Below are 25,198 nucleotides of genomic sequence, written 5' to 3'. Positions count from 1 at the left end.
CCCGCGGCCAGCGCAGTCTGAACGTCGGGTACCGCGGCCAGCGCAGTCTGAACGTCGGGCCCCGCGGCCAGCGCAGTCTGAACGTCGGATCAGCGGCCGGCGGCGAAGTCCCGCAGCGCGGCCACCTGCGCCGGGTCCAGCGACGGCCGCACCGCCTCGCGGGCCGCGGCCACGTCGGCGGCGGTGACGTCGGCGGCGTCGATTGAACGCCGCATCGCCGTGAGCGCCGCCTCGCGCAGCAGCGCCACGCAGTCCGCCGCGCTGTAGCCGTCGAGCTCACCGGCTAACGCCTCGAGGTCGACGGCTTCGGGGCCTTCGGAAGCCAGCGGCACCGATTTGCCTGCGGTGCGCAGGATCTGGACGCGCGCCTCGGCGTCGGGGGGCTCGACGAACACCAACCGCTCCAGCCGCCCCGGCCGCAGCAGCGCCGGGTCGATCAGATCGGGGCGGTTCGTCGCACCGAGCACCACCACATCACGCAGCGGCTCGATCCCGTCGAGTTCGGTCAGCATCGCGGCCACCACCCGGTCGGTCACCCCGGAATCGAAACTCTGGCCTCGCCGCGGCGCCAGCGCGTCGATCTCGTCGAGGAACACCAGCGAGGGCGCGGAATCCCGGGCCCGCCGGAACAGTTCGCGTACGGCCTTCTCGCTGGAGCCGACCCACTTGTCCATCAGCTCGGCACCCTTGACCGCATGCACCGACAGCCGGCCGGAGCTGGCCAGCGCGCGCACCACGAACGTCTTACCGCAGCCGGGCGGGCCGTAGAGCAGCACGCCGCGCGGCGGCTGCACGCCGAGGCGTTCGAAGGTGTCCGGGTGTTGCAGCGGCCAGAGCACCGCCTCGGTCAGCGCCTGCTTGGTCTCGGCCATGTCGCCGACGTCGTCGAGCGTCACCGCGCCGACCGACACCTCCTCCGTCGCCGAGCGCGACAGTGGCCGGATCACGCTCAGCGCGCCGACCAGATCCTCCTGGCGCAGTTCGGGCGCCACTTCGTCGCGGCTGGCGCGTGCCGCGGCCCGCAACGCTGCCTCGCGCACCAGCGCGGCCAGATCGGCGACGACGAAACCCGGTGTCCGGCCCGCGATCTCGGTGAGGTCCAGCTCCGCGGCGGGGACGTCCCGGACGAGCACCTCCAGCAGCTGTTTGCGGGTCGTGCCGTCGGGCAGCGTCAGGCCCAGCTCGCGGTCGCACAGGTCCGGGGCGCGCAGCCGGGCATCGACGTTGTCGGGTACCGCCGAGGTCACGATCAGTGCGACACCGTCGGCGGACACCGCCTTGCGCAGCTCGGCGAGGATCAGCCCGGCCACCGGCTCGGCCGTCGCCGGCAGCAGCGCGTCGATGTCGTTGATCAACAGGATGCCGCCGCCATGATCCGGCGCACTCGCGGTCACCACCGCGTTGGTCACCGCGGTCAACCGGTCGGCCGGCGCCAGGGAGCCGATTTCGGGCCCGTCGAGTTCCACCAGCCGGCGGTCGGCGCACACGGTGCGCACCATCGTCGCTTTGCCGACGCCGGCCGGGCCGGACACCAGCACCCCGAGATCAGCTGAGGCGCCCAGGGTTTCGAGTAGATCGGGCTCGTCGAGGGCGAGCTTGAGCCACTCGGTCAGCTTTCCCGCCTGCACATGGGAGCCTTTGAGGTCGTCGAACGCGACCGCAGGCGGGCTCGGCCGCACCGGCGGCTCGTCGGTGCGCGCCACACCCGCGTCGGGTCCGCTCACCCGCGGCTCCTGCGGAGTCCAATCCCCCCAGCTGACCAGTGAATTCGGCTGCACACTGACCGGCCCCGACGGGTCGACCCCGGTGACGGTGAGCAGTTCGGAGGTCCAGGTGATCCCCACGGCGGCCGCCAGCGCGGCGCTGGCCTGCGACGTGGACGTGCCGGGTCCCAGGTCGCGGGGCAGCAGCGAGACGATGTCGCCGATCGTCATCACCTTGCCCAGCAGGGCCTGACGCAGCGTCGCCGGGGTCAGTGAGCGGGTGGCCAACGCCGAGCCACTCAACGTCACCGAGCGCGCTCCGTACACCGTCACCGGGGCCACTAGCACCGGCGCATCCTCGCGCACCCCGGCGTTGGACAGCGTCACGTCGTCGAGCAGGGCGGTACCCGGCGGGATGCCGGCGGGCGCGATCCCGGCGACCGCGGCGGTGGTCCGTGAACCCGTCAGCGACACCGCGTCCCACTCCCGGATGCCCAGGGCGGCCAGCGCTTCGGGATGAAGCCGCACCACGCCGCGTCGCGAGTCCGTCGCCGAGGTGTTCAGCCGCGCCGTCAACGTCAGCTGCGGGCGGGGTGTCTCGCGGTCGGCGACGTCCAGGTCGGACACGTCATCCCCTCGGGGGGCGGCGCAGCCCCAGCCGCAACATCGAGCGCCGGTGCGGCTGGGCGCGCCGGTAGGCGCGGCGCGCGGCACGCTGCTGGCGCGGCTTGTCCTGCCACACCTCGGGGTGGGCGGCCAGGAAGCGGCGGGTGCGGATCGCGAACGGGATGTGCAGTGCGTAGGCCACGATGATCACCAGGATCACGACGTAGCCGTACAGGATCGAGGCCGCCACGCCGATGGCCAGCAGCGCCAGCAGCGGCGCCACCATGTTCGGCGGCACCGAGAACGTGTGGATCTTGCGCATCGGCAGCGTGCTGACCACCAGCAGCGACACCACGATCATCCAGATCACCACGGCCGGCTCCGAGGTCCACCAGCCGTCGCCGAACTGCATCTTCGCCGCCAGCGGACCGATCGCGCCGATCGCACCGGCCGGGGCGGGCATCCCGACGAAGTACTTCTTCTCGTAGGCGGGCTGATCCAGGTCCAGCATCGCGTTGTAGCGGGCCAGCCGCAGCACGATGCACACCGCGTACAGCAGCACCACGATCCAGCCGATCCGCGACGTGGACAGCAGCGTGCCGTAGACGATGAACGCCGGCGCCACGCCGAAGTTGACCGCGTCGGCGAGCGAGTCGATCTCCTCGCCCATCCGCGACGTCGCGTTCAGCGCCCTGGCGGTGCGGCCGTCCAGCGCGTCCAGGATCGCCGCGACGGCGAGAAAGGCCATCGCCTCGGTGGCGCGACCGTCCAGGGCGAACTTCACCGACGACAGGCCCAGGCAGATGGCGGCGACGGTCATCGCGCTGGGCAGGATGCGGGCGCTGACCACCGGAGGTTTGAGGCGGGGCCTCATGGCAGCTCGGCCAGCACGGTCTCGCCGGCCAGCGTGCGCTGGCCGACCTCGGCCAGCACGGTGGATCCGGCCGGCAGATAGGTGTCGAGCCGCGACCCGTAGCGGATCAGGCCGTAGGTCTCGCCGATGCCGACCGTGTCACCGGCCTTGACGTCGCACACGATCCGGCGGGCCAGCAGTCCGGCGATCTGCACCGCGACCACCTCGGCGCCCTCCGGCGTGCGGATGACGACGCTGTTGCGTTCGTTGTCCTCGCTCGCGGCAGCCAGGTCCGCCGAACCGAACAGGCCGGGACGGTGCACGGTGGTGACGACGTGACCGCCGACCGGCGCGCGCTGCACGTGCGCGTCCAACAGGGACAGGAAGATGCTGATCCGTGGCACCGGGCTGGCGGGAAGGCCCAGTTCGAGCGGCGGGACCGCCTCGTCGACGACGCAGATCAGACCGTCGGCCGGGGCGACGACGACCCCGGGGCGGCTCGGTGGGGTGCGCGGCGGGTGCCGGAAGAACGTGGCGTTGGCCGCGGCGGACGCGAGGCCGGTGCGGCGCAGCCAGCGATGGTTGCGGCCGGCCAACGCCAGCGCGAGGCTGGCGCCGACGAACGGCGCACCCGCGCGATGCATGGGAGGTACAGCCGAACGAACCAGGGCCGCGAGCCGCGCTGGTCCTGTCTTGAGGTCGGGGCGTCTGGCCATCGTCTGGCGATTGTACGGTGACGGGTGCTCAGCGCAGGTCCCACACCTGCACGCGGGACCCGGCGTTCACCGAGTCGACATCCTCGCCGAGCTCGAGCAGGCAGTTCGCCGACGCCAGCCAGCGCAGATGGTGCGAGGCCGGCGGCCCGTAACCGGTCACCGCGTCGCCGTCGAGCACGCCGCGGCGGAACTGTCGCTTGCCCCGCGGGGAGGTCAGGTCCTCGGTCAGCACCGCCTCGCGGCGCGGTCGCGCGGCGTCGGGGCGCCCCATCGCCACGCGCAGCGCGGGCCGCACGAACACCTCGAAGGAGACCAGCGCACTGACCGGGTTGCCGGGCAGCGTCACCACCGGTACGCCGTCGAGCCGGCCTGCGCCCTGCGGCATGCCGGGCTGCATCGCCACCTTGACGAACTCCACGTCACCGGAGCCGCCGAGGGCGTCCTTGACCACCTCGTAGGCGCCCGCGCTGACCCCGCCGGTGGTCAGGATCAGGTCGGCGTCGGCGGCATGGCCGCGCAGCGTCTCCCGGAACGCGTCGACGTCGTCGCCGGTCATCGGCGAGGCGGCCACCTCGGCGCCGGCGTCGCGCACCGCCGCGGCCAGCATGACGCCGTTGGACTCGTAGATCTGGCCGGGTTGCAGCGGCACGCCCGGGCCGACCAGTTCGGTGCCGGTGGACACCACCAGCACCCGCTGACGGGGTACGACGGTCAACTCGCCGAGCCCGAGGGCGGCGGCCAGCCCCAGCGCGGCCGGTGTGACGACCTGCCCGGCACGCAACACAGTGGTACCCGCGGTGACGTCTTCCCCGGCGCGGCGGACGTGCTGGCCCTCTCTGGGTGCGGACCGGATCGTGACAGTGTCGGTGGCGCCGTCGGTGGCCTCGACCGGCACGACGGCCGTCGCGCCGGCGGGCAGCGGTGCACCGGTCATGATGCGGTGGGCGGTGCCGGCAGCCAGCGTCGGGATGTCGGTGCGTCCGGCCGGGATGTCCTCGACGACGGGCAGCCGCACCGGGGTGTCCTGCCCGGCGGCCGCGACATCGGTGGCCAGCACCGCGTACCCGTCCATCGCGGAGTTGTCGAAACCGGGCAGCGACAGCGGGGCGACGACGTCGCCGGCCAGCACCAGCCCCAGCGCGTCGGCGAGGGGCAGCGCGACCGGCGGCCGGGGGTTGATCAGGCCGGCGACCACCCGGCGGTGTTCCTCGACGGAACGCATCAGACGGGGAATTTCACGCCGGTGAGTTCCTCGGACACCGACCACAACCGCTGCTGGACGTCGGTGTCGTGCGATTGCCGGTTCGACTGCACCAGCACCGGATGGCCGACCAGCTCCCGGAAGCCGGACGGCCCGTAGTACTGGCCGCCGCGTACCGCCGGATCGGTGGCGGCCCGCAGGGTGGCCAGCGAGCCGACGGCGGGGCTGTTGGTGACCAGGCCGGCCAGCGCGGAGAAGCCGGGCAACCCCGAGCCGGGGATGTGGCGCATCAGCTCGGTGTTGGAGATTCCGGGGTGCGCGGCCACCGCGACGGTCGGGGCCTGCTTGGCGGCCAGCCGGCGCTGCAGTTCGTAGGTGAACATCAGGTTCGCCAGCTTGGACTGGCCGTAGGCCGCGACGCGGTTGTAGCTGCGCTCCCACTGCAGGTCGTCGAAATGGATACCGGCCTGGATGTTGTGCGCGATGCTGGCCACCGTCACCACGCGCGAGCCCTCGACCTGCAGCAGGTGGTCGAGCAGCAGACCCGTCAGCGCGAAGTGCCCGAGATGGTTGGTGCCGAACTGCAGCTCGAACCCGTCGGCGGTGGTCTGCTTGGGCGGGTACATGACGCCTGCGTTGTTGATCAGCAGGTCGATGCGTGGGTAGGCGGCCCGCAGCTCGTCGGCGGCGGTGTGAACACTGGCCAGTGAGGACAGGTCCAGCTGCTGCAGCGCGACGTCGGCGTTCGAAGTGCGGCGCCGGATCTCGCCGACCGCTGCCTCGCCCTTGCCGAGATCGCGCACCGCCACGACGACGCGGGCGCCCCGCTCGGCCAGCATGGCGGCGGTCTCGAGGCCAAGGCCGGCGTTGGCACCGGTGACGACGGCCACCCGGCCGGTCTGATCGGGAACATCGGCGGCGGTCCACTTCGTGCTCATGGCATCAACATACTGAGAGCATGACCTTCGCAGAACCCGCGCATCCGCCGAGCGCCAAGGCGCCGCTGGTGTGGGCCCTGGGCGCGGCCATCCCGTGGGCGTTCGCGGTGCTCGCACAGATCGTGTGGTTCGTCCTCGACGGCCGACTGCCGTGGTTGCACGCGCTGGCCGCGGTCGCCACGCTGCTGGGCATCGTGCTGTTCGTGGTGGTGGTGCCGATGTGGCGCTACCGCGTGCACCGCTGGGACCTGGACCCGACCGCGGTGTACACCCGCAGCGGATGGCTGGTGCAGGAGCGCCGCATCGCACCGATCTCACGGGTGCAGACCGTCGACACCTATCGGGGGCCGCTGGACCGGTTGTTCGGTCTGACCAACGTGACGGTGACGACCGCGTCGTCGGCGGGCGCCGTGCGCATCGTCGCTCTCGACGACCCGGTGGCCCAGCAGGTGGTGGCGCGGCTGACCGACATCGCGGCGCTCGGCGCCGAGGATGCGACGTGACCGGCGCCCCGGCCGCCGACGGCTGGCAGCGGCTGAGCCCGCGCATGCTGCTGGTGCATCCCGTCCACGAGGTGATGCGCCAGCTTCCGGTGTTGATCGGTTCGCTGGTGCTGGGGTCGGCAACCGGAAACCCACTGTGGACGGTGGCCGGTGTCGCGCTGATCGTGGCCTACGGTCTGGCCCGCTGGTTCACCACCACCTACCGCATCGGTCCAGACGAGGTGACGCTGCGCACCGGCGTGCTGCAGCGCTCGGTGCTCTCGGTGCCGCGCAACAGGATTCGCTCGGTGTCCACCGACGCCCGGCTGCTGCACCGGTTGCTCGGGCTGACGGTGCTGCGGGTGTCCACGGGCCGCGAGGCCACCGGCGACACGGTGTTCGCCCTCGACGCGGTGCCCGCCGGCGACGTCCCGCGGCTGCGGGCCGTGCTGCTGGCCGACTCGCTGCCACCGCAGCCGTCCGGGCGGGTGCTGGCCGCCTGGCAGCCCTCCTGGCTGCGCTACAGCCCGCTGACCTTCACCGGGCTGGCGATGATCGCCGCGGCGGTCGGGGTGATCTCCCAGTCCGGTCTGCTCAGGACGCTGAGCGACTCGGCGGTGCTGCGAGCCGGCGAGGGCGCCGCACAGGGCCTGGGAGTGTGGGGCGCCGTCGCCGTCGGTGCCGCGGTGGTGCTGGTGGCCTCGGTGGTGTTGTCGGTCACGCAGTCGCTACTGACCTACGCCAACCTGATGCTGCGCCGAGACGGCGAGGTGCTGCATCTGTCCCACGGTCTGCTGCGGGTGCGCGAGCACACCTACGACATGCGTCGGCTGCGGGGCGGCACGCTGCGCGAACCGCTGCTGGTGCGGATGTTCGGCGGCGCCCGGCTGGACGCCGTCATGACCGGTGTCGCCGGGGCGGGCGAGGCCTCGCAGCTGCTGCCGCCGTGTCCGCGGACCACCGCCGAGGCGGTGCTGGTGGACCTCATCGAGCGACCGGATGCGGTGACAGGCACGCTGACACCGCACGGGCCGGCGGCGACCCGGCGGCGCTGGGTGCGGGCGCTGGCGCTACCCGTCGTGGCGTCCGTCGGCGCCGGGATCGCGGCGCTGACGGTCGGGATCGGCGTGTGGGTGTGGCCGGTGCTGATGCTGCTGGCCGCCTTCAGCGTGTTCCTTGCCGTCGACCGGTCCCGGTCACTCGGTCACCGGGCCGGTGGTGGCTGGCTGGTGGCCCGGTCGGGCAGCATGCAGCGCCGCCGCGACTGCGTGGCCGCCCCGGGCATCGTCGGCTGGACGGTGCGCCAGAGCTGGCCGCAGCGCCGCGCCGGGGTGGCCACGCTGGTGGCGGCGACGGCGGCGGGAACCAAGCGCTACGAGGTGCTCGATGTGCCGGCCGACGCGGCGTGGACGATCGCGGCGACGACATCTCCGTGGCTCGCGGCCACCTCCTGGGCACGGGACTGACCCGGGCCCGAGTTGCGTCCGACTGTCGGCGGTTTACTGTCGCAGCATGGCTATCGGTGGAGTGCTCTTCGACATCGATGGGGTGCTGGTGACGTCGTGGAAGCCGATCGACGGGGCGGCCGAGACGCTGCGCACGTTGGCGGACAACCAGATTGCGTGCGCGTACCTGACCAACACCACCACCCGCACCCGCGCGCAGATCGCGCAGTTGCTGACCGATGCCGGGATGGTGGTCAGCCCCGACGAGGTCATCACCGCGGCCGTGCTCACCGCTGACTATGTGCGCAGCCGCTACCCCGACGCGCGCTGCTTCCTGGTCAACAGCGGCCAGATCGGCGAGGACATGCCGGGCATCGACCTGGTGTACTCCAGCGAGTTCGGCGGTCCGAAGGCGCCTGAACGCCCCGATGTGGTGCTGCTCGGGGGAGCAGGTCCCGAGTACAGCCACCTGACGCTGTCATGGGTGTACGACTGGATGGCGCAGGGGGTGCCGGTGGTGGCGATGCACCGCAGCACCGCGTGGACCACCGAGGACGGGCTGCGCGTCGACACCGGCATGTATCTGATCGGGATGGAGGAAACCTCGGGGCGCAAGGCCACCGCCGTCGGCAAGCCGGCACCGGAGGGTTTCCTGTCGGCGGCGAGCCGCCTCGGCGTCGACCCCGAGGAGATGTACATGATCGGCGACGATCTGAACAACGACGTGCTGGCCGGGCAGGTCGTCGGCATGACCGGCGTGTTGGTGCGCACCGGAAAGTTCCGCCAGGACACGTTGGACCGTTGGGCTGCCGACGAATTCGCCATGCAGCCCAACCACGTCATCGACTCGGTGGCCGACCTGCCCGCGCTGCTGGATCTGTAGGTCGCGCCGGCACCGGTGAGTTTTCCGCTGACAGCGGGTCAGTCTCGGTATGACAGAGATCCTGGACGTCACTACCTACGTCGACGCACCCGCGCCTGCCATTTTCGCAGTGCTCACCGACCCTGCCAACCACGCGGCCATCGACGGTACCGGTTGGGTGCGTGAGTCGTTGGACGGCGAGATGCTCTCCCAGCTGGGCCAGATCTTCCGCATCGCCATGTATCACGACAACCATCCCGACGGTCACTACGAGATGGCGAACAAGATCACCGCCTATCAGGCCGATCGAACGATCGGATGGGAACCCGGGCAGGCCGGTCCCGGCGGCGACATCGAATTTGGCGGCTGGACATGGTGTTACGACCTGAGTCCGGTCGACGACCAGCAGACCCGGGTGACTCTGACCTACGACTGGTCCGCGGTCCCACCAGCGCTACGCGAGCACATCCAGTTTCCGCCGTTCCCGGTCTCACACCTGGAACAGTCGCTGGCGAACCTCGCGACGCTGGTGGGCGCTCGGGCCTGAGTGTCAGGGCGCGGGCACCGTCACGCAGACGTCTCCGACGCAGCCGCCGCCGCCCTCGGGGCCACCGCCGCCGCTACCGACGCCGGGAATGGAGCCGCTGCCGCCCTCGGGCCCGCCGCCACCGGTCGGCCCGCCGGGGATCGATCCGCTGCCGCCCTCGGGCCCGCCGCTACCGGTGGGGCCGCCCGGGATGGCGCCGCCTCCCCCTTCGGGCCCGCCGCCACCGGTGGGGCCGCCCGGGATCGCGCCGCCGCCACCGGGCTCCTCGCCCTCGGTTCCGCCCGGTGCCGGCGTCGGGGTCATCGGTGTGGTCGTGGTGGTGCTCTCCTGCGACGTCGTGGACGTCGTGGTGGTGGTGGTCTCGTCACCACCGTCACCCTCGGAGCCGCACGCGGCCAGCAGAGGCGCCGCGGTGAGGCCGACCGTCAGCCCGAGGACCGCAGACCAGCGCCGCCAGCCGCCGCGAGTGCTCGACGATGCTGCGAGGGATTCGTGTGCCATTCCGAGTGCCATGTGCCCGCTTCCTAGTCGGCGTTTCGGTCGGCGCCGTTTTCCCGGAATCGCGGGTTTCTAACCTTGTTGGGAGAGCTGGCGTACCGCGACGATGCGGGCCTTGAGCTGATCGCTGGTCGCCGCGGCCACCGGCGGGCCACCGCAGATGCGGCGCAACTCGTTGTGGATCTGGCCGTGCGACTTGCCGGTGCGGTGGTGGGCGAGCGACACCAGCGTGTTGAGTTCTTTGCGCAGGTCGCGCAGCTGGCCGTGGGTCGACGGGCGCGGCACCTCCCCGTTGGCGGTGCGCTTGGTCAGCTGCGCCTCCTGGCGCTGGCGCAGCAGGTCCCGCATCGCTGCGGCGTCGAGCAGACCGGGGATGCCCAGGAAGTCGAGCTCCTCGTCGCTGCCGGCCGGCGTGGCCGTGCCGAACGACGAGCCGTCGAAGATGACCTGGTCGAGTTCGGCGTCGGCGCCCAGGTACTCGATCTTGCGCTGCTCGTCGTCGCCGGGTTCGTCGCGCTTCTGCTCGGCCAGTTCGGCGTCGAGCGGATCGTCGAGGGTCTCGCGGTGCGGTTTGCCCAGCACGTGGTTGCGTTGGGCCTCCATCTCGCTGGCGAGCAGCAGCAGGTTGGGCACCGACGGCAGGAAGATGCTGGCGGTCTCGCCCGCCCGGCGGGAGCGGACGAACCGGCCGATCGCCTGGGCGAAGAACAGCGGCGTCGACGCACTGGTGGCATACACCCCGACCGAGAGCCGCGGCACGTCGACACCCTCGGAGACCATGCGCACCGCCACCAGCCAGCGCGACGTTCCCTCGGAGAACTCGGTGATCCGCAGCGAGGCGTCCTTGTCATCGGAGAGCACCACGGTGGGCACCTCCCCGGTGATCTTGGTCAGCAGGTCGGCGTAGGCGCGGGCCGAGGACTGGTCGGAGGCGATGATCATGCCGCCGGCGTCGGGCACGTGCTGACGCTTCTGCTGGAGCCGTCGGTCGGCCGCCTGGATCACCGCGGGCATCCACTCGCCGGCCGGGTTCAGCGCCGTCTTCCACGCCCGCGCGGTCTGCTCTGCGGTCAGCGGCTCACCCAGGCGGGCGGCGTGTTCCTCACCGGCGCTGTCGCGCCAGCGCGCCTCGCCGGAGTACGCCAGGAACACCACGGGCCGCACCACCCCGTCGGCCAGCGCGTCGGCGTAGCCGTAGGTGTGGTCGGCGGTGGAGTACTTGAATCCCGCGGCGTCCTCTTCGTAGGTGACGAACGGGATGGCACTGTCGTCGCTGCGGAACGGGGTTCCCGTCAGGGCGAGCCGGCGGGTGGCGTCGTCGAACGCCTCGCGGATGGCGTCACCCCACGTCTTGGCGTCACCGCCGTGGTGGATCTCGTCGAAGACGACCAGCGTCTTGCGGTTCTCGGTGCGCACCCGGTGCCGGGTCGGATGGCTGGCGACCTGGGCGTAGGTGACGACGACCCCGTGGTACTCCGAGGACGTCTGCGAGTTGGAGTTGGAGAACTTCGGGTCCAGCGCGATGCCATGGCGCGCAGCGGCCAGCGCCCACTGGATCTTGAGGTGCTCGGTGGGCACCACGATCGTGACGGCCTCGACGGTGCGCTCGGCCAGCAGCTCGCTGACGATGCGCAGCGCGAACGTCGTCTTGCCGGCGCCCGGGGTGGCCACCGCGAGAAAATCGCGGGGAGCGGCCGTCAGGTATTTGACCAGCGCACGCCGCTGCCAACCGCGTAACGCCTGGGCGGCGGGTGCTCCGGCGGCACCGGACATGGGTGCTGCATCAGCCTGCACCCACAACTCCTCCCCGACGTTTCGTCCTCGACTGCGGGACCGGAAAGCAGTTTAGGGCAGGCGGTTCCGCGGCCGCATCTCTGCTCGGCGTGTCCGGCGGCCGCGTGTCCGCGACGATCAGGTCGGGTCCTCGCCGTTCCAGCGGGCCGCACCTTGAATTAGCGACCGCTGTCAATTTCGGGAAAGTCCGATCCGGCCGCCCGCTGCTGTGTCACGCTCCGTGACAGCGCTCGGTGGTTCGGGGAGGGCGATGACATGGTCGTCTGGTGCAAGCGGTTGTTCGCGGCTGTGGCGGTTTGCGTCCTGCTGCTCGGCACGGGGACTTTCGCGCACGCCGTCAGCGCCGAGGATGCGGTGCTGATCCCTGGGGCCACGGTGTTCAAACACCTCAACCCGGTGTATCCGCTCTTCCAGCGGTACTTCTACCCGCACATCGGCGCGCACTTCCATACGGACGACGACCCGCAGGTTATCGACTACTCCCAAAATGCCCTCGTCTCGGACTGGGCGATACGGCAGGGGGTCCAGCGAACGGTTGCGGTGCTGGACGGGCTCGGCGGCGAGGTCGTGGTCATCGGTGAGTCGATGGGAAGCATGGTGGCCGCCCGCGTGGCCGCGCAGTCGGCGGCCGGGCCGGAGCCCCCCTCCGTCGATGCACTGCGCTTCGTGCTGGTGGTGCCGCCAGAAGTCGGTGTCGCCGAGTATTTCAAAGAGGGAACCTTCATTCCGATCCTCAACTACCGAATCAGCCGTCTTCCGGAATCCCCCTATCCCACGACGATCGTGATTGGTGAGTACGACGGCTGGTCTGACCCGCCGGACCGGCCGTGGAACTTGGTGTCGCTGCTCAATGCCGTTTTCGGGGTCGGTTTCGTGCACACGTTCGTCTCGTTGATCGACCCAGCCGATGTTCCGCCGGAGAACATCACCGTCGAGCGGAACTCCCAGGGTGGGCTGGTGACCACCTACTTCGTGCCCACTGCCCGTCTCCCGCTGACGGCTCTGGCCCGACTGGTCGTTCCGGGACCCCTCGTTGATCTCCTCGACGGAGTACTTCGCCCCATCGTCGATGCGGGATATCGCCGCCACGACGAGCCCGGTGACTGGCGCCCCTATGTTGATGACGGCCGGATCGTCTGGCCTGCGCCATGCCCGAAGGTCGACGCTGTTGCGGTCGGCTCTGGAACCGGAGACGACAGCGAGCCTCAGCCGCAGTCCGCGCCGTCGACTGATGCGGAGCTGGAGACCGATTCTCCCGAAGACCCCGCCGCGCCCGAGGCGTCGTCGGGCTCAGCCGACAACGAGCCGGAGATGGAAAACGAGGAGTCGACGGACGACGAGTTCGCAGCGACGGACTCGGACGACTCGCCGACAGCGACAGAGCTGGAGTCGGACCACCCGCCCACGCCGAACATCGATTCCGGCGCCGGCGAGACCGCACCGGAGGACAGGCCCGACGACGCGGACACTACGGAGAGCGGAGCGTCGGAAGCGGCGAGCTGACGGTCATACCAGGTGGTTGTCGTTCTTGACGAACCATTCGGCGCGCTCGTCGTCGGTCAGCTCACCCAGCCGCGCCAGACCTTCGAAGTAATGCTCGCGCGGCGCGCCGGGGGCGAACAACATCAGCATGCTCAGCGGCTCGTCGGTCTCGTTGCGGAACCCGTGCACGCCACCCGGGGGGACGTAGAGGAAGTCACCGGCGCGCCCGTCGACCCACTCGGTGCCGTTGTAGAGCGAGACGGTGCCCGACAACACGTAGAACGCCTCGGACATGCCCCGGTGGAAGTGCGGGCCCGGACCGCCGCCGTTGGGGGCGATCCGGATGCGGTAGAGCCCGTAGTCGCCGTCGGTGTCGGACTGGTTGGCCAGGTAGTGATACTGAACGTGCCCGAATGCGTCGTAGTCGGGCGGGGCGTCGGCGCGCTTGAGCCACGCGCTGGCCTCGGGTTCGTCGGCGGTGTAGCGCGGCGGGGGATAGGGCGGCACGACCAGCGACATGCCGCCCAGTCTGCCCGCCTCAGCCGACCGGGAAGACCACCTTGGTCAACTCCTCGGAGACTGTCCACAGTCGTCGCTGGAGATCCAGGTCGTAGGACTGGTCGCTGGATGCGACGACGACGGGATTGCCGCGCTGCTGGCCGACACCGTCGGGTCCGTAGTACTGGCCGCCGAGCGCGCCCGGGTCGGTCGCTGCCCGCAGCGTCGGCAGCGCGCCCTTGTCCGCGGTCTGGGCGAACAGCACCGGGGCCGCGGCCAGGAACGCCCGCTCCACCGGACGGGGGAGGTTGCGTGCGAGCTCGGTGGTCGAGGTGCCCGGATGCGCGGCCAGCGCGACGGTCTTGCCGCGTGGGGCCAGTCGGCGTTGCAGTTCGTAGGTGAACAGCAGGTTGGCCAGCTTGGATTGGGTGTAGGCGCCCATCCGGTTGTAGCGGCGCTCCCACTGCAGGTCGTCGAAGTGGATCGAGCCGCCCATCTTGTGGCCGTTGCTGCTGACGGTGACGATGCGGGCGCCGTCGACGTCGAGCAGCCGGTCGAGCAGCAGACCCGTCAGCGCGAAGTGGCCGAGGTGGTTCGTGCCGAACTGCAATTCGAAGCCGTCCTTGGTGGTGGCCTTCGGGGTGGTCATCACGCCGGCGTTGTTGATGAGCAGGTCGAGCGACTCGAACGTCGTGTGCAGTTCCTCCGACGCCGCGCGGATGGAGGCCAGCGACGTCAGGTCGAGTTCCTGCACCGTCACGTCGCCACCGATGCGCGCGGCGGCCTGACGGCCCTTGTCGGTGTCGCGGACGGCGAGCACCACGCGAGCGCCCTTGTCGGCGAGCGCTTTGGCGGTCTCGAAGCCGAGCCCGGTGTTGGCTCCGGTGATGACGGCGGTGCGACCGCTCTGGTCGGGGATGTCGGCGGTGGTCCAGGTGCTCATCGGTACTCCTAGAATGGCGGAAACGGGGCGGCCGCCCCGGTTGATCACAACTATACGGAACGTGCGCCCCGTTTATTTGTTCCCGGGAGGTGGCGATGGCTCAGCCGCACCGGACGCTGCGCGCCGACGCCGCCCGCAATCGCGGACGCATCCTCGAGGTGGCCTACGAGACGTTCGCCGCCGAAGGGGTCGCGGCGCCCATCGACGAGATCGCACGCCGGGCCGGTGTGGGCGCCGGCACGGTCTACCGGAACTTCCCGACCAAGGAAGCGTTGTTCACCGCCGTCTTCGAGGACCGCATCGCCACGATGCTCGACCGGGCCCGCGCACTGCTCGCCGCCGATCCGGCCGACGCGCTGTTCGTCTTCCTCCGCGAGATGATCGAGGTCGGCGCCACCGACCAGGGGCTCGTCGACGCGCTCGCCGGCGACGGGATCGACGTACTCTCGGCCGCGCCCAAGCTGGAGACGGACTTCCTCGGCGTCCTGACCGACCTCCTGGCGGCCGCGCAACGGGCTGGTACCGCGCGCTTGGACGTCGACGTCCGACAGGTCAAGGCGCTGCTGGCGATCTCCAAGTCGGCGCAGGGATACGGCGCCGACGTCATGGCCGGGGTGGCCACGGTGATCCTGGACGGTCTCCGGGCGTCCGGATAGGGCCCTTCCGACCTTGCACTCGCCCAGGTCGAGTGCTAAGAATGCAATTGGCACTCGCGACCGGCGAGTGCTAGGTCGGAGCGGTGAGGCCGGGGCCGCGACAGCGAGCACAGCCCCAGTCGTCCGTCGCGGGCATCGATGCCGACCACAAGACGTGCATCCCCGATCCGGAGGAAACACTTCGCAATGGCCAAGACAATTGCGTATGACGAAGAGGCCCGCCGGGGCCTCGAGCGGGGCTTGAACAGCCTCGCCGACGCGGTAAAGGTGACGCTGGGGCCCAAGGGCCGCAACGTCGTCCTCGAGAAGAAGTGGGGCGCTCCCACGATCACCAACGACGGCGTGTCCATCGCCAAGGAGATCGAGCTCGAGGATCCGTACGAGAAGATCGGCGCTGAGCTGGTCAAGGAAGTCGCCAAGAAGACCGACGACGTCGCAGGTGACGGCACCACCACCGCCACCGTTCTCGCTCAGGCGCTCGTTCGCGAGGGCCTGCGCAACGTGGCTGCCGGCGCCAACCCGATGGCGCTCAAGCGCGGCATCGAGAAGGCCGTCGAGAAGGTCACCGAGACGCTGCTGAAGTCGGCCAAGGAGGTCGAGACCAAGGAGCAGATCGCTGCCACGGCCGCCATCTCCGCCGGCGACTCGCAGATCGGCGAGCTGATCGCCGAGGCGATGGACAAGGTCGGCAACGAGGGTGTCATCACCGTCGAGGAGTCCAACACCTTCGGCCTGCAGCTCGAGCTCACCGAGGGCATGCGCTTCGACAAGGGCTACATCTCGGGGTACTTCGTGACCGACGCCGAGCGCCAGGAAGCCGTCCTGGAGGAGCCCTACATCCTGCTGGTCAGCTCCAAGGTGTCCACCGTCAAGGATCTGCTGCCGCTGCTGGAGAAGATCATCCAGTCCGGCAAGCCGCTGCTGATCATCGCCGAGGACGTCGAGGGCGAGGCCCTGTCGACCCTGGTGGTCAACAAGATCCGCGGCACCTTCAAGTCCGTCGCCGTCAAGGCCCCGGGCTTCGGTGACCGCCGCAAGGCGATGCTGCAGGACATGGCGATCCTCACCGGTGGCCAGGTCATCAGCGAAGAGGTCGGCCTGTCGCTCGAGACCGCCGACGTCTCGCTGCTGGGCAAGGCCCGCAAGGTCGTCGTGACCAAGGATGAGACCACCATCGTCGAGGGCGCCGGGGATTCCGACGCCATCGCCGGCCGTGTCTCGCAGATCCGCGCCGAGATCGAGAACAGCGACTCCGACTACGACCGCGAGAAGCTGCAGGAGCGCCTGGCCAAGCTGGCCGGCGGTGTTGCGGTGATCAAGGCGGGCGCCGCCACCGAGGTGGAGCTCAAGGAGCGCAAGCACCGCATCGAGGACGCGGTGCGCAACGCCAAGGCCGCCGTCGAGGAGGGCATCGTCGCCGGTGGCGGCGTGGCCCTGCTGCAGTCGGCACCGTCGCTCGAGGAGCTCTCGCTTTCCGGTGACGAGGCCACCGGCGCCAACATCGTGCGTGTCGCGCTGTCGGCTCCGCTGAAGCAGATCGCCCTCAACGGCGGGCTCGAGCCCGGCGTCGTCGCCGAGAAGGTCACCAACCTCTCGGCGGGTCACGGCCTCAACGCCGCGACCGGCGAGTACGAGGACCTGCTCAAGGCCGGCGTCGCCGACCCGGTGAAGGTCACCCGCTCGGCGCTGCAGAACGCGGCGTCCATCGCGGCGCTGTTCCTCACCACCGAGGCCGTCGTCGCCGACAAGCCGGAGAAGGCCGCCGCACCTGCCGGCGACCCGACCGGTGGCATGGGCGGCATGGACTTCTGAGTCCCAGTCAGTGAAAGGCCCGGTCCCGTTCGCGGGGCCGGGCCTTTTGCTGTGCCAGCTGCCGACTGACCAGCTGCCGACTGACCAGCTGTTCTGCTGTCCTGTTCTTGCTGTCCGTGGTCGGCTGCGCCGCAATGTCGGCCTGAGAGCACCCTCATGGATATATCTGCGCGACGCTGCTCTCAGGGCGACATCGTGGTCGGGCCGCGATGAGCGCGCCGGCGGATGACCAGCAGGATGTCCTCGAGAACCACGTCCCAGCGATAGACAACGTCCTCATACGTCAGTCGAATCACCACGTAGCCCAATCCGATCGCCACTCTGTCCCGGGTTCGGTCGGATTGGTATGACGGCAGGTGGTGCTCGCGGCTGTCGGCTTCGATGATCAGTCGATCGCCCACCAGGAAGTCGACCCGTCCCACTCCCACGATGGTCACCTGCGTGCGAACCTGGATTCGCTGGGCGCGCAGCCGTAGTCGGATGATCGTCTCGGTACCGGATTCGCTCTTGGCATCGCATCGCTCGGCCAGATTCATCCGGGCGAAGCGCGATGCCGCCACGATCGCTCTGGCGTCGGCGATCTCGATCATCCGCTTGTTCAGCATCGAGTCCAGCACGATGACCACTCCCTCGGCGTCGAGGCAGTTGGCCGCCGATGCGACGGCAATGTTCATCGGGTCGACCGCACCGACGAAGGGTGGATCCAGACGATACGGATGACAGGATGGAATCCCCGGACGAGACCGGCGTGCCCGAGACGAATACCGGATGTGGAGAGCGGAATCCGGCACCCATACACGCCAAAGGCGCAGCGCCGAGACACAACCCAGTACCCCGCCGGCAGAGACGGCACGGACGACCTCCGGGTTGGCGACCTGACCGGCGTACCACCCTCGCCGCAGGCGCAGCCAGCCCTGTTCGGGTAGTTGCTTGATCCGTACGTGCGTCCACCCCGCGGCACGCAGTTGCGCGGTGGACACCACCCCACCGTTGGCCGCGAGGAGATGCGCGATCCCTGCCACCGCTCAATAGCAGCGCAGGACTACTGATCAGCGGTAGGGCGATCGCGCGTGCTGTGGACAACTGCCACGAGCATCCGCTCCGCCGAAGGGGACCGCGCTACAGCGGCACGCAGTCGTCGCCGCAGCCCGAGGCGGTCGCGGCGCCGGGCGCGGCGGGCCGGTGCAGCACCGCGCCGGTGGGCTCGACGCGCAGGTCGTCGTCACCGACGACCGCGGCACCGTCGACGATCAACGTGTAACCGCCGGGCGCACGTGGCGGCCAGACCAACGTGACGACAGGGTGCGCGGACGCGTTGCGGCGCGTGCTGTTTCCCACTCCACCGATGTGCAGTGCGCCGGCGGTCAGCGTCGGATCGACTGCCACCGTGTGCGCGCGGAAGTCGTCGCCCACCGTGACGAGGTAGGCGAACGAGAAGTCGCGCAGCGTATCGCTCAGCGTGTCGAGATCCACCTTGACGCTCATGAGGCGAGGGTACGGCGATAGGTTCGAAGCATGCCGCTGCCACAGCCGACACCGACCACCACCGCCCTCGTCACCGGGGCCTCGTCGGGTATCGGCGCTGACCTGGCCCGCGAGCTGGTCGCCCGCGGTCACGGCGTCACGCTGGTCGCCCGCCGCGAGGACCGACTCCGAGAACTGGCCGACGAACTGGCCGGCACCGTGCGGGTCGAGGTCATCGGCTGCGACGTCGCCGACCCCGCCGCCCGAGCGGAGCTCTTCCCCGAGGTCGAGCGGCGCGGCCTGACCGTCGACATCCTCATCAACAACGCCGGGGTGGGCACCATCGGCCCGGTCGTGGACTCGACACCGGAGGCCGAGGTCGCGCAGGTGCGGGTCAACGTCGAGGCCCTGATCGACCTAACCACCCGCGCCGTCCAACAGATGGTGCCACGCGGCCGCGGCGCCATCCTCAACGTCGGCTCTACCGCAGGTTTTCAGCCGTTCCCCGGCCAGTCCGGCTACGCGGCGACCAAGGCGTTCGTGCGTTCCTACACCGACGGTGTGCGCGGAGAGCTCTCCGGCACCGGAGTCACCGTCGCCGCGCTGCATCCGGGGCCTGTGCGCACAGAGTTCCTGGAGACCGCGGGCATGGACGAACGGACCTTCGCCGCGGCGTTCCCGCGATTCATGTGGGTGCCGTCGGCGACGGTGGCCAAGGCCGGCATCGACGCGTTGGCGCACGACCGCGGCGCGGTGATCCCCGGCCTGCAGAACGAGATCCCTGCCCGCCTGTTCGAGTTCATGCCGCGTCGGTTGCTGCTTCCGCTGCTGACCGGTCGCCACCCGGCGCTGCGCCGGTCAGGTCGCTGAACCGACAGGCGCTTTCTGACGGCCGCGGATCAGCTTGCCCGGACGCGCATCGGTGGGGGAGCCGTTCTCGGCGATCACCTCACCGGAGACGATCGTGGCGACGTAGCCGTCGGCGGTCTGGTCGAGGCGGCGCCCACCGGCAGGCAGGTCGCTGACGACGACCGGCCGGTGCAGCCGTAGCGCCTGCGCGTCGATGACGTTCAGATCGGCCTTGTAGCCCACGGCGATTCGGCCGCGGTCGGCCAGCCCGGCGACGCGGGCCGGCACCGACGTCAGCTCCCGCACGGCTTCGGCGACCGCCAGCCGGCCCGCCGCGCGGTCACGCACCCAGTGGGTCAGCAGGTACGTCGGGAAGCTGGCGTCACAGATCATCCCGTAGTGCGCGCCGCCGTCGCCGAGGCCGAGCACCACGTCGTCGCGGCGGATGAGCTCGGCGACGGTGTCCAGCGAGCCGTCGCGGAAGTTGGCCAGCGTCACCAGCAGCATCGCGTGACCGTCGTCGTCGAGCAGCCGGTCGTAGGCCTCTTCGAGGGGGGTCACGCCCCGCGCGGCCGCGCGGGCACCGATCGAATCCGACGGCGACGGTTCGTAATCCGGCGGATCGGCAAGCGGGAACATGTAGTTCCAGGCCTGCGCGGCGAACATCAACGGGTGTCCGTCCGATCCCGGCTTGTCGTTCAGGATGCGTTCGCGCACTTCGGGTTTGCGCATCTCGGCGACGCGCTGCGCCAGCGACAGGTCGGCGATCTGCTGATACGACGGGTACATCACGAACGGGTTGCCCGACAGCTCGAGCCCGAGCACCAGCCCGATCGGGCGCGGGAAGATCTGCGCGGTGATGTCACCGCCATCGGCATTCGCCTTCTCCACCATCGTCAACGCGTCGAGGAAGAAGGGCTCGCCGGCGTTGCCGATCGCCAGCGTGAAGGTGACCGGCAGCCCGACCTCGGCCGCGACCTCGAACACCGTCTTCAGCACGGGTTCGTAGTCACCGGCGACCAGATCGGGAACGAACTGGATCAGGCCGCCGCCGGCGTCGTCCACCCCGCGGGCGATCGTCTCGATCTCGGCGCGGTCGGCGTCATAGCTGGGAATCGGTGCGCCGCTGAAGGTCTTGTGCAGCGTGAAGCGCGACGACGCGAAGCCCAGGGCCCCGGCGCGCACCGCCTCGGCGGCCAGCTTGCGCATCATCTCGAGGTCTTCGGCAGTGGCGGGCTCGCGGTCGACGCCGCGGCGGCCCATCACGTACACCCGCAGCGGCGAGTGCGGCAACAGCGCGGCCACGTCGATGTCGCGGTGTCCGGCCTCCAGCGCGTCGAGGAACTCCGGAAACGTCTCCCAGTGCCACGGCAGCCCGTCGACCATGACCACGCCGGGGATGTCCTCGACGCCGGCCATCACGTCGACCAGCACGTCGTGGTCGGCGGGCCGGCACGGGGCGAAGCCGACTCCGCAGTTGCCCATCACCGCCGTGGTCACCCCGTGTGCGGACGAGGGGGTCAGCCGGTCCGACCAGATCGCCTGCCCGTCGTAGTGGGTGTGCAGGTCGACGAAACCGGGGGTGACCAGCAGGCCGGTCGCATCGATCTCGCGGGCGCCGGACTCGTCGACCTGACCCACCGCGGCTATCACACCCCCGGACACCGCGACGTCGCCGACGAACGGTTCGCCGCCGAGTCCGTCGACGATGGTTCCGTGGCGGATGACGAGTTCATATGTCATATCCCGAATGTACGGTGAGCGCATGATCGACCACTTCGGAATCAACTGCGCTGACTTCGAAAAATCGGCGTCGTTCTACGACCACGTGCTCGGCGTGCTCGGCTACACCCGGCAGATGGACATGGGGGTGGCCGTCGGTTACGGCACCGACGGTCACCCCGCTTTCTGGATCTCGGACATGGCCGCCGGAAACGCCGCCGGCCCCAACCGAGAGGTGCATGTCGCCTTCGCGGCCAAGGATGCCGAAGCGGTGCAGGCGTTCTACCGCACGGCACTGTCGCTGGGAGCCGAGCCGCTGCACGAGCCGCGGCTGTGGCCGGAGTACCACGACAGCTACTACGGCGCGTTTGTGCGGGACCCCGACGGGAACAACGTGGAAGCGGTGTTCCACGGCGGCGGACCTGAGGAGTGACGACATGACCGACATCGATGCCGCCCGCGAACTGCTGCGTGACGCGTTCACCCGGCAGATCGAGCACGTCGACGACCTGATCGAGGGACTGACCGACGAGGTCGCCTACTTCCGGCCGGCGCCTGACGCCAACACGATCGCGTGGCTGATCTGGCACAGTGCCCGCATGCACGACGCGCAGCTGTGCGCGCTCGCCGACCTCGAGCAGGTGTGGTTCCGGGAGGGCTGGGTGGACCGGTTCGATCTCGACCTGCCGCGCGACGCGCACGGCTACGGCCAGACCCCCGAGGACGTCGCCAAGGTGCGCGCACCCGCCGATCTGCTGGCCGGCTATTACCACGCGGTACACAAGGAGACCTTGGAGTACCTGGCGTCGGTGTCGGCCGACGAGCTCGCCCGGGTGGTCGACCGCAACTGGAATCCGCCGGTGACGGCCAGCGCACGCCTGGTCAGCATCATCGACGACGCCGCTCAGCACCTCGGCCAGGCCGCCTATATCCGGGGCATCGCACACTGACACGGTTGATCCGGTGGTGGCCGGCGCTGGGTCTGGCCGGTGTCGTGCTGCTCGGACTCGCGGTCGGTGACGGCACGACGGCGCTCGACGAGTGGTTCCAGCGTCTCGGCAGGCAGCACCCGGCGCTGGGCTATCTGCTGGTGTTCACCGATGCCCGCGTCACGCTGGGTCTGGGTGTCTGCGTCCTGCTGATCGCGCTCTACCGGCGGCGATGGCGACTGGCGGCGGTGGTGGCGGTGGCGCCGTTGCTTGCTGTGCTGTCCGCGCGGATCGCGAAACGCCTGTTCGGCCGGTACAAGGACGACGCGCTGGCCTACCCGAGCGGGCACACCACGGTGGCGGTGGTCGTGCTCGGGATGGCGGTGCTGGTCGCGGGTGCGGCGACGTGGACGGTGATCGCAGCGACGGTGGCGGTCGCGCTCGGCGTCGTGGGGCAGGGCGTGACGTATCACTTCTTCACCGACGCGGTCGGCGCGGTGTTGCTCGGTACCGCGCTGGTGTCGGTCCTCGCTGTCCTCGCAGAACGAGGCCCGGACAGGCCCCCGACCAAACTTGACGGGTGTCAACCCGGGTGCGACGTGGATCACAGCGGCCGTTAACATAGGCCCATGACCGCGACGCCAGACGTGCACACGCCCGACTCCTTCACCGGCACCGGCACCATCAGGAACCCGGCGACGGGCGCCGTCGCCGGCGAGGTGCGCTGGACCGATCCGGCCGACGTCGCCCACATCGCCGCCGGGCTGCGCACCGCGCAGACCGAATGGGCGGCCCGCGGCGCCAAGGGAAGGGCGAAGGTGCTGGCGCGCTATGCGGTGTGGCTGGGCGAGCACCGCTCCGAGATCGAGCGACTGCTGATCGCCGAGACCGGCAAATCCGCCGTCGACGCGTCGCAGGAGGTGCCGCTGATCATCATGATCGCGTCCTACTACATCAAGACGATGGAACAAGCCCTGGCGCCCGAGACGCGTCCGGCTGCGCTGCCCTTCATGGCCATCAAGAAGATCGCGGTGCACTACCGGCCGCGTCCGGTCGTGGGGATCATCGCGCCGTGGAACTACCCGGTGGCCAACGCGTTGATGGACGCCATCGGTGCACTCGCGGCGGGTTGTGCGGTGTTGCTCAAGCCGTCGGAACGCACGCCGCTGACCGCCGAACTGCTGCTGCGCGGCTGGCTCGAGTCGGGTGCCCCCGAGGTGTTGGCGCTGGCGCAGGGCGCCCGCGAGGTGTCCGAAGCGGTGATCGACACCTCCGACTTCATCCAGTTCACCGGCTCCAGCGCGACCGGCGCGAAGGTCATGGAACGTGCGGCGCGCCGGCTCACCCCGGTGAGCCTGGAGCTCGGCGGTAAGGACCCGATGATCGTCCTCGAAGACGCCGACGTGGATCTGGCCGCGCACGCCGCGGTGTGGGGCGCGATGTTCAACGCCGGGCAGACCTGTGTCTCGGTGGAGCGGGTCTATGTCGTCGACGCCGTCTATGACCGGTTCGTCGCCGCGGTGGTGCGCGATGTGCAGAATCTGAGCACCGGAGCCGGTGAGGGGCACGCCTTCGGCGCGATGATCGACGAGAGTCAGGTGGCCGTCACCGAGCGTCACGTCCAGGACGCGCTGGCCAAGGGTGCCCGCGCGTTGACCGGCGGCCGCCGTCCGGTCGGCGCGGGTTCGTTCTACCCACCGACCGTGCTCGTCGACGTCGACCACTCGATGATGTGCATGACCGAGGAGACGTTCGGGCCCACGCTGCCGATCATGAAGGTCGCCGACGCCACCGAGGCGGTGCGGCTGGCCAACGACAGCCCCTACGGCCTGTCGGCGTCGGTGTTCTCCGGCGATGTCGAGCGTGCCGAAGCCGTTGCGGTGCAACTCGATTGCGGAGCGGTGAACATCAACGACGTCATCTCCAACCTGATGTGCACCACGGCGCCGATGGGCGGATGGAAGTCCTCCGGCATGGGTGTGCGGTTCGGCGGCGCCGAGGGGATCCGCAAATTCTGCCGTCAGGAGGCGGTGGTGGCGCCCCGCACCAACGTCGGCGCCGGCGGCAACTACTACAACAACTCGCTGCGCGCACTCAAGCGGATGAACACGATGATGACCAAGATGGCGCTGATCGGGCCGAGGCGCGCGGCGAAGTAGCCGGCACCCGGCGAAGTAGCCGTCACCCGGCGAGCGTGGTGGGCTCTGAATCGCCGATCGCCCTGCTCGGGGATCCGTGGATGTCGACGGGGACGTCACCGGCGAGGGTGACCCGATGCATCAGCCGCCTCTGCCGGTCGTAGTCGTCGACAGCGCGGTGCTGGGTGGCGCGGTTGTCCCAGATCGCCACGTCGCCGGCCTCCCAGTTCAACCGGATGGTGTTCTCCGGCACCGTGATCCGTCGCTGAACGAGATCGAGCAGGGTTTGCGAGTCCTGCGGGTCGAAACCGATCAGGTGTCGGGTGAAGTCTCCGGCGACCAGGGTGCGCTCGCCGGTCTCGGGGTGGACCCGCACCAGTGGATGTTCGGTACGGAACTCTTTGTGCGCGAAGGCCGCCCGCGCCGCGCGGAACTTCTCGTCGGTGGTGGTGGCTGAGGTCGCGACGTAGTCGAACCGATTGCTGTGCAGGGCCCAGGCGTTCTCGGTCAGCCGTTTGAGCGGATCCGGCAGATCGCGGTAGGCGGCGGCGGTGGACGCCCACATCGTCGAGCCGCCGTAGGGCGGCAGGGTGACGGCCCGAAGGACCGAGATCGAGGGGTAGTCGGGAACGAAGGTGACGTCGGTGTGCCACCGGTTTGCCGAGGCGTAGTCGGAGTCGATCGGCGTGATGGTCGGGACGTCCGCGGCGAGCGCGGGGAGCAGGGGATGCCCGACCGGCGTGCCGAGGAGTGCGGCGAAGCGTCGCTGGGCAGCGTCGTCGAGGTGGTGTTGGTGGCGGAAGAAGATCACCCCGTGTTCGAGCAGCGCGGTGTGGATCGCCGAGACGACGTCCGGGGAGAGGTCGCCGCTGAGGGGGACGTCGTCGATGCGGGCCCCGATGTTGCTGCCCAGTTTGGTGATCGAGGGGATGGTGGCCATGGGTCGGGGTCCTTTCCCTGTTGTGTAGTCAGTCGACTACACCTCGACCGTAATCGACTGACTGCAGTCGCGCAACGGTGTGGGGAACAGGGCAGACACCGCGTCGGCGAGAGCTCGCGG

At 70.0% G+C, this 25,198-nt stretch carries 25 protein-coding genes; 12 read left to right on the top strand and 13 right to left on the bottom strand.

Annotated elements, in window-relative coordinates; genetic code table 11:
• Positions 1-89 precede the first annotated feature (89 nt).
• Genes ACEWX3_RS25530 through ACEWX3_RS25510 form a run of 5 tightly spaced genes read right to left on the bottom strand, consistent with a single transcriptional unit; the run spans position 90 to position 6,017 of the window.
• Positions 90-2,321 carry an AAA family ATPase gene (locus tag ACEWX3_RS25530; RefSeq protein ID WP_374159956.1) on the bottom strand — a complete coding sequence of 744 codons (2,232 nt, stop codon included), beginning with the start codon at positions 2,319-2,321 and terminating at the stop codon, positions 90-92.
• 10 nt (positions 2,322-2,331) lie between these two features.
• The gene (gene pssA, locus ACEWX3_RS25525; RefSeq protein ID WP_152515295.1) at positions 2,332-3,183 is read right to left on the bottom strand and encodes a CDP-diacylglycerol--serine O-phosphatidyltransferase; all 852 of its coding nucleotides are present in this window, start codon (positions 3,181-3,183) and stop codon (positions 2,332-2,334) included.
• Positions 3,180-3,878, bottom strand: coding sequence for a phosphatidylserine decarboxylase (locus tag ACEWX3_RS25520; protein ID WP_374158061.1), 699 nt, complete (start codon positions 3,876-3,878; stop codon positions 3,180-3,182). Before ACEWX3_RS25520 ends, pssA begins: the two co-directional genes overlap by 4 nt.
• A 28-nt stretch (positions 3,879-3,906) precedes the next feature.
• A complete protein-coding gene (gene glp, locus ACEWX3_RS25515; RefSeq protein WP_374158060.1) occupies positions 3,907-5,100 on the bottom strand; it encodes a gephyrin-like molybdotransferase Glp in 1,194 nt (397 codons plus the stop codon).
• A complete protein-coding gene (locus ACEWX3_RS25510) occupies positions 5,100-6,017 on the bottom strand; it encodes an SDR family NAD(P)-dependent oxidoreductase (RefSeq protein ID WP_374158059.1) in 918 nt (305 codons plus the stop codon). Before ACEWX3_RS25510 ends, glp begins: the two co-directional genes overlap by 1 nt.
• Positions 6,018-6,037: 20 nt before the next feature.
• Between ACEWX3_RS25510 and ACEWX3_RS25505 the strand changes: the two genes are divergently transcribed.
• Genes ACEWX3_RS25505 through ACEWX3_RS25490 form a run of 4 tightly spaced genes read left to right on the top strand, consistent with a single transcriptional unit; the run spans position 6,038 to position 9,353 of the window.
• Positions 6,038-6,520 (top strand): PH domain-containing protein, encoded by a 483-nt coding sequence (locus ACEWX3_RS25505; RefSeq protein ID WP_207068789.1) that lies wholly within the window; start codon positions 6,038-6,040, stop codon positions 6,518-6,520.
• A gap of 44 nt (positions 6,521-6,564) precedes the next feature.
• Positions 6,565-7,965: a PH domain-containing protein gene (locus tag ACEWX3_RS25500; protein WP_374159955.1), complete on the top strand. Its 1,401-nt coding sequence runs from the start codon at positions 6,565-6,567 to the stop codon at positions 7,963-7,965.
• A gap of 46 nt (positions 7,966-8,011) precedes the next feature.
• Positions 8,012-8,827, top strand: a complete 816-nt coding sequence (locus ACEWX3_RS25495; RefSeq protein WP_221350072.1) for an HAD-IIA family hydrolase — start codon at positions 8,012-8,014, stop codon at positions 8,825-8,827.
• 49 nt (positions 8,828-8,876) lie between these two features.
• Positions 8,877-9,353 (top strand): SRPBCC family protein, encoded by a 477-nt coding sequence (locus ACEWX3_RS25490; RefSeq protein WP_374158058.1) that lies wholly within the window; start codon positions 8,877-8,879, stop codon positions 9,351-9,353.
• Positions 9,354-9,356: 3 nt separating this feature from the next.
• Here the strand turns inward: ACEWX3_RS25490 and ACEWX3_RS25485 are convergent, their stop codons facing one another.
• Positions 9,357-9,866, bottom strand: coding sequence for a hypothetical protein (locus tag ACEWX3_RS25485; protein WP_374158057.1), 510 nt, complete (start codon positions 9,864-9,866; stop codon positions 9,357-9,359).
• 57 nt (positions 9,867-9,923) lie between these two features.
• Positions 9,924-11,624, bottom strand: coding sequence for a DEAD/DEAH box helicase (locus ACEWX3_RS25480; RefSeq protein WP_221350068.1), 1,701 nt, complete (start codon positions 11,622-11,624; stop codon positions 9,924-9,926).
• Positions 11,625-11,900: 276 nt separating this feature from the next.
• Between ACEWX3_RS25480 and ACEWX3_RS25475 the strand changes: the two genes are divergently transcribed.
• Complete coding sequence (locus tag ACEWX3_RS25475) at positions 11,901-13,148, top strand: PE-PPE domain-containing protein (RefSeq protein WP_374158056.1); 1,248 nt, start codon at positions 11,901-11,903, stop codon at positions 13,146-13,148.
• Between the two features lie 3 nt (positions 13,149-13,151).
• Here ACEWX3_RS25475 and ACEWX3_RS25470 read toward each other — a convergent pair whose 3' ends face one another.
• Together ACEWX3_RS25470 and ACEWX3_RS25465 are read right to left on the bottom strand one after the other, a co-directional pair.
• Positions 13,152-13,646, bottom strand: a complete 495-nt coding sequence (locus ACEWX3_RS25470) for a cupin domain-containing protein (RefSeq protein WP_221350064.1) — start codon at positions 13,644-13,646, stop codon at positions 13,152-13,154.
• Between the two features lie 19 nt (positions 13,647-13,665).
• Entirely contained in the window at positions 13,666-14,568 is a 903-nt protein-coding gene (locus tag ACEWX3_RS25465) for an SDR family NAD(P)-dependent oxidoreductase (protein WP_207068785.1), read from the bottom strand.
• Positions 14,569-14,663: 95 nt separating this feature from the next.
• Between ACEWX3_RS25465 and ACEWX3_RS25460 the strand changes: the two genes are divergently transcribed.
• Together ACEWX3_RS25460 and groL are read left to right on the top strand one after the other, a co-directional pair.
• Positions 14,664-15,224: a TetR/AcrR family transcriptional regulator gene (locus tag ACEWX3_RS25460; RefSeq protein ID WP_207068784.1), complete on the top strand. Its 561-nt coding sequence runs from the start codon at positions 14,664-14,666 to the stop codon at positions 15,222-15,224.
• A 186-nt stretch (positions 15,225-15,410) separates the two neighbouring features.
• Complete coding sequence (gene groL, locus ACEWX3_RS25455; protein WP_221350060.1) at positions 15,411-17,036, top strand: chaperonin GroEL; 1,626 nt, start codon at positions 15,411-15,413, stop codon at positions 17,034-17,036.
• A gap of 182 nt (positions 17,037-17,218) precedes the next feature.
• Here groL and ACEWX3_RS25450 read toward each other — a convergent pair whose 3' ends face one another.
• A complete protein-coding gene (locus tag ACEWX3_RS25450) occupies positions 17,219-18,058 on the bottom strand; it encodes a DUF559 domain-containing protein (RefSeq protein WP_374158055.1) in 840 nt (279 codons plus the stop codon).
• Positions 18,059-18,155: 97 nt separating this feature from the next.
• A complete protein-coding gene (locus tag ACEWX3_RS25445; RefSeq protein WP_374158054.1) occupies positions 18,156-18,521 on the bottom strand; it encodes a pyridoxamine 5'-phosphate oxidase family protein in 366 nt (121 codons plus the stop codon).
• Positions 18,522-18,551: 30 nt separating this feature from the next.
• Between ACEWX3_RS25445 and ACEWX3_RS25440 the strand changes: the two genes are divergently transcribed.
• Positions 18,552-19,370: an SDR family NAD(P)-dependent oxidoreductase gene (locus ACEWX3_RS25440; RefSeq protein ID WP_374158053.1), complete on the top strand. Its 819-nt coding sequence runs from the start codon at positions 18,552-18,554 to the stop codon at positions 19,368-19,370.
• Here the strand turns inward: ACEWX3_RS25440 and ACEWX3_RS25435 are convergent.
• Positions 19,359-21,092, bottom strand: coding sequence for an amidohydrolase family protein (locus ACEWX3_RS25435; RefSeq protein WP_374158052.1), 1,734 nt, complete (start codon positions 21,090-21,092; stop codon positions 19,359-19,361). The genes ACEWX3_RS25440 and ACEWX3_RS25435 overlap by 12 nt on opposite strands.
• A 22-nt stretch (positions 21,093-21,114) precedes the next feature.
• Between ACEWX3_RS25435 and ACEWX3_RS25430 the strand changes: the two genes are divergently transcribed.
• Genes ACEWX3_RS25430 through ACEWX3_RS25415 form a run of 4 tightly spaced genes read left to right on the top strand, consistent with a single transcriptional unit; the run spans position 21,115 to position 24,159 of the window.
• Entirely contained in the window at positions 21,115-21,504 is a 390-nt protein-coding gene (locus ACEWX3_RS25430) for a VOC family protein (protein WP_374158051.1), read from the top strand.
• A 4-nt stretch (positions 21,505-21,508) separates the two neighbouring features.
• Complete coding sequence (locus tag ACEWX3_RS25425; protein WP_374158050.1) at positions 21,509-22,021, top strand: mycothiol transferase; 513 nt, start codon at positions 21,509-21,511, stop codon at positions 22,019-22,021.
• A 5-nt stretch (positions 22,022-22,026) separates the two neighbouring features.
• A complete protein-coding gene (locus ACEWX3_RS25420) occupies positions 22,027-22,620 on the top strand; it encodes a PA-phosphatase (RefSeq protein ID WP_286183617.1) in 594 nt (197 codons plus the stop codon).
• A 9-nt stretch (positions 22,621-22,629) separates the two neighbouring features.
• On the top strand, positions 22,630-24,159 hold the full coding sequence (locus ACEWX3_RS25415) for an aldehyde dehydrogenase family protein (RefSeq protein WP_374158049.1): 1,530 nt from the start codon (positions 22,630-22,632) through the stop codon (positions 24,157-24,159).
• A gap of 22 nt (positions 24,160-24,181) precedes the next feature.
• On the opposite strand, the gene ACEWX3_RS25410 is transcribed toward ACEWX3_RS25415, so the two are convergent.
• The gene (locus ACEWX3_RS25410; RefSeq protein ID WP_374158048.1) at positions 24,182-25,078 is read right to left on the bottom strand and encodes a TauD/TfdA dioxygenase family protein; all 897 of its coding nucleotides are present in this window, start codon (positions 25,076-25,078) and stop codon (positions 24,182-24,184) included.
• Positions 25,079-25,198: the final 120 nt, after the last annotated feature.

Origin of the sequence: Mycobacterium sp. G7A2 (assembly GCF_041902445.1) — a bacterium.
In the GTDB taxonomy this organism is placed as follows: domain Bacteria; phylum Actinomycetota; class Actinomycetes; order Mycobacteriales; family Mycobacteriaceae; genus Mycobacterium.
Note: the sequence above shows the minus strand (reverse complement) of the source record. Positions and strands in the feature narration are given on the sequence as shown.